Genomic DNA, 6000 nt, shown 5'->3' on the forward strand with positions numbered 1-6000 from the left:
TGACACACCGTATTCGCGAGCAAGCCCGCTCCCACATATTGTTCGGTGTTGAGGCTTAGACCGCCATCGGCGCCGTCATTGGCGCGTGGTGCTGATAACCCTCAAGCGAGAAATCACCCGGTTCGATCAGCTCCAGCCATTCCGGCTGGTACACGCCTGTCTTGGCAAATTCCGGCACACGCTCACTGATCACCAGTTTCGGCATCGGGAACGGCTCGCGGGTGAGCTGCTCATTCAGCATGTCCAAGTGGTTTTCGTAGACGTGGGCATCGCCGATGAAATAGGTGAACCAGCGCGGTGTGTAGCCGGTCAGGCGCCCGATCAGGCTCAGCAGCGCAGCGCCTTCGGTGAGGTTGAACGGCGTGCCCAGGCCCAAATCGTTGGAACGGATGTAGAGGGTCAGGGAGATTTCCCTGGTCTCGACATTCGGGTGGAACTGGTACAGCAGATGGCACGGCGGCAGGGCCATTTCATCGAGCTGCGCGACGTTCCAGCCGTGGAACAGGATGCGGCGGCTGCCCGGGTCCTTGATGATGGTGTCGACACATTGGCGGATCTGGTCGATCGCCTTGTACAGCACCACATAGGCCTGGCCGTCTTCTTCGCCTTCGGCAATCTGGCGATAGCCTTGGTTCAGGGTCTGCTCAATGGCGGCTTTATTGCTGACCGGAATCTGCTTGTACGCCGGCCATTTGCGCCATTGCACACCGTAGATTTCGCCGAGGTCGTCTTCGCCCTGACGGAACGGGTTAGCCAGCCACTGCGCGTTTTCGTTGGCGTTCTGGTCCCAGACTTTGCAGCCCAACGCACGGAATTCGGCGGCATTGTTCACGCCACGCAGGAAACCGCACATCTCGCCGATGGCCGATTTGAAGGCCATCTTGCGCGTAGTGATCGCCGGGAAACCTTCCTTCAGGTCATAACGCAGCATCGCGCCAGGGAAGCTGATGGTGTTGACGCCGGTGCGGTTGGCTTGCTTGGTGCCGTTCTTGATGACATGGGCCACCAGATCGAGATATTGCTTCATGAGTTACCTGTGTCCTTGAACCCGGGAGCCGTCGCCCCCGGGATTCGAATTTATACCGCCGCCGCTGGCGCCGCCGGAGCGCGATGATACGCCAGCCAGATCAGGAACAGACCGGCGAGCACCATCGGTACACACAGCACCTGACCCATGGTCAGCCAGCCCCAGGCCAGATAGCCCAGTTGCGCGTCCGGCACGCGGACGAATTCGACGATGAAACGGAAGATGCCGTAGAACAGCGTGAACATCCCGGACACCGCCATGGTTGGCCGCGGCTTGCGCGAGAACAACCAGAGGATCAGGAACAGCGCGACGCCTTCCAGCGCAAACTGATACAGCTGCGACGGGTGACGCGGCAACTGCGCCGGGTCGCTGAACGGCGGGAAGATCATCGCCCACGCCACGTCGGTCGGCTTGCCCCACAGCTCGGCGTTAATGAAGTTGCCGATGCGCCCGGCACCCAGGCCGATCGGCACCATCGGGGCGACGAAGTCCATCAACTGGAAGAACGACTTGTTGTTCTTTTTACCGAACCACAACGCCGCCAGCATCACGCCGATAAACCCGCCGTGGAACGACATGCCGCCCTTCCACACTTCGAAAATCAGGGTCGGGTTGGCCAGGTACGCGCTCAGATCGTAGAACAACACGTAACCCAGGCGGCCGCCGACAATGACCCCCATCGACATCCAGAAGACCATGTCGGAGAGTTTCTCCTTGGTCCAGGTCGGGTCGAAGCGGTTCAGCCGACGGGACGCCAGCAGCCAGGCGCCGCCGATGCCGATCAGGTACATCAGACCGTACCAGTGGATTTTCAGCGGACCGATGGCCAGGGCCACCGGGTCGATCTGCGGGTAAGGCAGCATTGCGACTCCTCGTTAGAGTTGAAACCTTCAAAATTCCCGGGGGACGCTGCCACCTCAGGATTAAGCCAGGATTGTGCCCGGCGTCAGAGCAGGAAATTCAGCCCCACGCAGAACAGCAAAGCGGCGAACAGTCTTTTGAGCAAGCGCGGCGACAAGTTGTGCGCCAGTCGCGCGCCGAAACGGGCGAAGAACATGCTGGTCAGGGCGATCCCCAGCAACGCCGGCAAATAAATAAAACCGAGACTATGGGCCGGCAGCAGCGGATCGTGCCAGCCCAGAATCATGAAACTTATTGCACTGGCGACCGCGATAGGCAGGCCGCAGGCCGACGATGTGGCCACTGCTTGTTGCATCGGCACACTGCGCCAGGTCAGGAACGGCACGGTCAACGAACCACCGCCAATCCCGAAAATCGCCGAGGCCCAGCCAATCACACTGCCGGCTACGGTCAGACCGACTTTGCCCGGCACCGTTCGGCTGGCCTTGGGTTTGAAGTCCAACGCGAGCTGAACGGAGACGATCAGCGCGAATACACCAATGATCTTCTGCAAATGCGGGCCGGAGATCGCTTCGGCGGTCAGCGCGCCGAAACCGGCACCGATCAGAATGCCGAGGGTCATCCAGGCAAAAATCGGCCAGCGCACGGCGCCGCGACGGTGATGTTCACGCACCGCATTGACCGAAGTAAAAATGATCGTCGCCAGGGACGTGCCGACCGCCAGGTGCGTGAGGATCGACGCATCGAAGCCTTGCAGGGTGAAACTGAACACCAGCACCGGGACGATGATGATCCCGCCGCCAACCCCGAACAGCCCGGCCAGCACACCTGCACAGGCGCCCAGCGCCAGATAGAGCAGAAATTCCATGGCCGTTGTTCCACACGTCGCGAAAATAGGAGCGGCATGGTAACGGATGCATGGCCTCCAGCTCTACTGGATGGCGATGGATGCGCGGGCAATGTCTGCGTAGAGTGAGCAAAAAACACACTGGGACCACCTTATGTGCCTGATTGTTTTCGCCTGGCGACCGGGTCATGCCCAGCCGCTGATCGTGGCGGCCAACCGCGACGAGTTCTATGCCCGGCCTACCCAGCCCCTGGCGCAATGGCCGCATGCGCCCCAGGTCCATGCCGGTCGGGATCTGGAAGCGGGCGGCACCTGGCTCGGTGTCGGCGCGAATGGGCGCTTTGCGGCGCTGACCAATATTCGTGACCCGCATCAGCCTCCATCGCCTCGGTCACGGGGTGAACTGGTCGCAGGTTTTCTTTGCGGTGACATGTCGATTGATGAGTATTTAGACGACGTTGTCAGCCGTTCACGGGAATATGCCGGGTTTAATCTGTTGGTGGGCAATACCAACGAGCTGTGGCACTTCAATGCACGGGACAGCGAGGCGGTGATGCTGGCGCCGGGGGTGTATGGGTTGTCGAACGCGGGGCTGGATACGCCGTGGCCGAAAGTGCTCAAGGCCAAGGCAGCGTTGAGCGAACTGCTGGAGGATCCACGGCCCGAGGCGTTGTTGGCCATTTTGAGTGATTCGCAGACGGCGCCGCTGACAGAGCTGCCGGATACCGGGGTGGGATTGGCTACCGAGACGTTGTTGTCGAGTGTGTTTATTGCCAGCCCAACTTACGGGACCCGGGCGAGTACGGCGTTGATCGTTCGGGCGGACGGGTCGCGGCATATGGTCGAAAGGAGTTTCGGGCCGTATGGCGGGCATCTGGGGGAAGTGGAGATCAGGATTTAGATTGATGTTGCCTGGTCTGGCGCCTTCGCGAGCAAGCCCGCTCCCACATTTGAAATGCATTCCAATGTGGGAGCGGGCTTACCCGCGAAGAGGCCAGCAGCGTTTAGAGTGTCTTGGCCGGAGCCGGATTAACCATCCGCGCCAACCCAAGGTTCTTCAGCGCCAATTGCAGCGAGCTGTGGATAACTTGCGGGTTGTCGATGGTCATCAACTCCGCCAGCAAATCCTTGGCCTTGCTCAGGTTGATCTGACGCAACATCCACTTCACCTTTGGCAGGTTGGTGGCGTTCATCGACAGGCTGTCGAAGCCCATCGCCATCAACAACACCGCCGCTGCCGGATCACCGGCCATCTCGCCGCAGATACTCACTGGCTTGCCTTCGGCATGGGCGTCACGCACCACGTTCTGCAAGGCTTGCAGCACCGCCGGATGCAGGTAGTCGTAAAGGTCGGCCACTCGCGGGTTGTTCCGGTCCACGGCCAGCAGGTACTGGGTCAGGTCGTTGGAGCCGACCGACAGGAAGTCCACTTGCCGCGCCAGTTCCTTGGTCTGATAAACCGCCGCCGGAATCTCGATCATCACGCCAATCGGCGGCATCGGCACGTCGGTGCCTTCGTCGCGGACTTCGCCCCAGGCCCGGTGAATCAGGTGCAGGGCTTCTTCGAGTTCGTGGGTGCCGGAGATCATCGGCAGCAGGATCCGCAGGTTGTTCAGGCCTTCACTGGCCTTGAGCATCGCGCGGGTCTGGACCAGGAAGATTTCCGGGTGGTCGAGGGTGACGCGAATGCCGCGCCAGCCGAGGAACGGGTTGTCTTCCTTGATCGGGAAGTACGACAGCGACTTGTCGCCGCCGATGTCCAGGCTGCGCATGGTCACCGGTTGCGGGTGGAACGCGGCGAGTTGTTCGCGATAGATCGCCAGTTGCTCTTTTTCACTCGGGAAGCGCTGGTTGATCATGAACGGCACTTCAGTGCGGTACAGGCCAACGCCCTCGGCGCCACGCTTCTGCGCCCGCGCCACGTCCGCCAGCAGGCCGGTGTTGACCCACAACGGCATGCGGTGGCCATCGAGGGTCACGCACGGCAAGTCGCGCAGGGAATCGAGACCGAGCGCCAGTTGTTTCTCTTCTTCCACCACCTCGGCGAACTGCTTGCGCAGCACGTCGCTGGGGTTGGTGTAGACCTCACCGCGATTACCATCGACGATCAATTCGATGCCATCGACCTTGGCATAAGGCAGGTCGACCAGGCCCATGACCGTGGGGATGCCCATTGCCCGGGCGAGGATCGCGACGTGGGAGTTGCCTGAACCGAGGACTGAGACCAGACCGACCAGCGTGCCTTCCGGCACCTCGCCGAGCATCGCCGGCGTCAGTTCTTCGCTGACCAGAATGGTTTTTTCCGGGTACACCAGATTCTGCTGGCGCTCTTCCTGCAGATAAGCGAGCAAACGCCGGCCAAGGTCCTTGACGTCCGAGGCGCGCTCACGCAGGTAGGCGTCGTCCATCAGCTCGAAGCGATTGACGTGATCGGTCACCACCTGGCGCAACGCGCCCTGGGCCCACTGGCCGGTCTTGATCACGGTGGTGACTTCGCTGCCCAGCGCGGCATCGTCGAGCATCATCAGGTAGACGTCGAACAGCGCGCGCTCTTCCGGGCGCAGCTGGGTCGCGAGTTTGGCCGACAACGCGCGCATATCGGCGCGTACGCCTTCGATTGCGGTCTTGAACAACGCCAGTTCAGCGTCGATGTCGGTGATGTTCTTGTCCGGCACCACGTCCAGATCGGCGGGCGGCAGCATGACCACCGCCGTACCGACCGCCGCACCCGGCGAGCCCGGCACGCCGACGAACTTGGCTTCCTGGATACCTTTGCCCTGGCGGCCCAGGCCACGGATCGAACCGGTGGCCTCGGCGTGGGCGATAACGCCGGCCAGTTGCGCGCTCATGGTCACGAGGAAGGCTTCTTCACCTTCATCGAACTGGCGGCGTTCTTTTTGCTGAATGACCAACACGCCGACGACGCGACGGTGGTGAATGATCGGCGCCCCGAGGAATGAGGCGTAGCGTTCTTCACCGGTCTCGGCGAAGTAACGGTAGCGCGGGTGATCCGCGGCGTTTTCGAGGTTCAGGGGTTCTTCACGCGTGCCGACCAAGCCAACCAGACCTTCGTTGGGCGCCATGCTGACTTTGCCGATCGAGCGCTTGTTCAAGCCCTCGGTGGCCATCAGCACGAAGCGGTTGGTTTCCGGGTCAAGCAGGTAGACCGAGCAGACCTGGCTGCCCATGGCCACTTCGACGCGCAACCCAATCATCCCCAACGCCGCCTTGAGATCCTGGGCGGAGTTAACTGCCTGGACGATCT

The 6000-nt window shown here is 61.4% G+C and carries 5 protein-coding genes; 1 reads left to right on the forward strand and 4 read right to left on the reverse strand.

Annotated elements, in window-relative coordinates; genetic code table 11:
* Positions 1–55 precede the first annotated feature (55 nt).
* From ACIQY3_RS21370 to ACIQY3_RS21380, 3 genes are all read right to left on the reverse strand, one after another.
* Positions 56–1027: a thymidylate synthase gene (locus ACIQY3_RS21370; protein ID WP_403023176.1), complete on the reverse strand. Its 972-nt coding sequence runs from the start codon at positions 1025–1027 to the stop codon at positions 56–58.
* A 50-nt stretch (positions 1028–1077) separates the two neighbouring features.
* Entirely contained in the window at positions 1078–1890 is an 813-nt protein-coding gene (lgt, locus tag ACIQY3_RS21375) for a prolipoprotein diacylglyceryl transferase (protein ID WP_123509784.1), read from the reverse strand.
* Between the two features lie 83 nt (positions 1891–1973).
* Positions 1974–2756 carry a sulfite exporter TauE/SafE family protein gene (locus ACIQY3_RS21380; protein WP_403023179.1) on the reverse strand — a complete coding sequence of 261 codons (783 nt, stop codon included), beginning with the start codon at positions 2754–2756 and terminating at the stop codon, positions 1974–1976.
* A 133-nt stretch (positions 2757–2889) separates the two neighbouring features.
* On the opposite strand from ACIQY3_RS21380, the gene ACIQY3_RS21385 reads away from it, so the two are divergent.
* Positions 2890–3636 carry an NRDE family protein gene (locus ACIQY3_RS21385; RefSeq protein ID WP_403023181.1) on the forward strand — a complete coding sequence of 249 codons (747 nt, stop codon included), beginning with the start codon at positions 2890–2892 and terminating at the stop codon, positions 3634–3636.
* A gap of 103 nt (positions 3637–3739) precedes the next feature.
* On the opposite strand, the gene ptsP is transcribed toward ACIQY3_RS21385, so the two are convergent.
* A complete protein-coding gene (gene ptsP / locus ACIQY3_RS21390; RefSeq protein ID WP_403023184.1) occupies positions 3740–5998 on the reverse strand; it encodes a phosphoenolpyruvate--protein phosphotransferase in 2259 nt (752 codons plus the stop codon).
* Between the last annotated feature and the right edge of the window lie 2 nt (positions 5999–6000).

It is taken from the genome of Pseudomonas sp. NPDC096950 (genome assembly GCF_044762525.1).
Lineage (GTDB): Bacteria > Pseudomonadota > Gammaproteobacteria > Pseudomonadales > Pseudomonadaceae > Aquipseudomonas.

What these genes read in the sequence shown, in the direction of transcription:
- ACIQY3_RS21370 (WP_403023176.1), bottom strand. Translation starts at nt 1,027, where the DNA reads ATGAAGCAATATCTCGATCTGGTGGCCCATGTCATCAAGAACGGCACC.
- lgt (WP_123509784.1), bottom strand. Translation starts at nt 1,890, where the DNA reads ATGCTGCCTTACCCGCAGATCGACCCGGTGGCCCTGGCCATCGGTCCG.
- ACIQY3_RS21380 (WP_403023179.1), bottom strand. Translation starts at nt 2,756, where the DNA reads ATGGAATTTCTGCTCTATCTGGCGCTGGGCGCCTGTGCAGGTGTGCTG.
- ACIQY3_RS21385 (WP_403023181.1), top strand. Translation starts at nt 2,890, where the DNA reads ATGTGCCTGATTGTTTTCGCCTGGCGACCGGGTCATGCCCAGCCGCTG.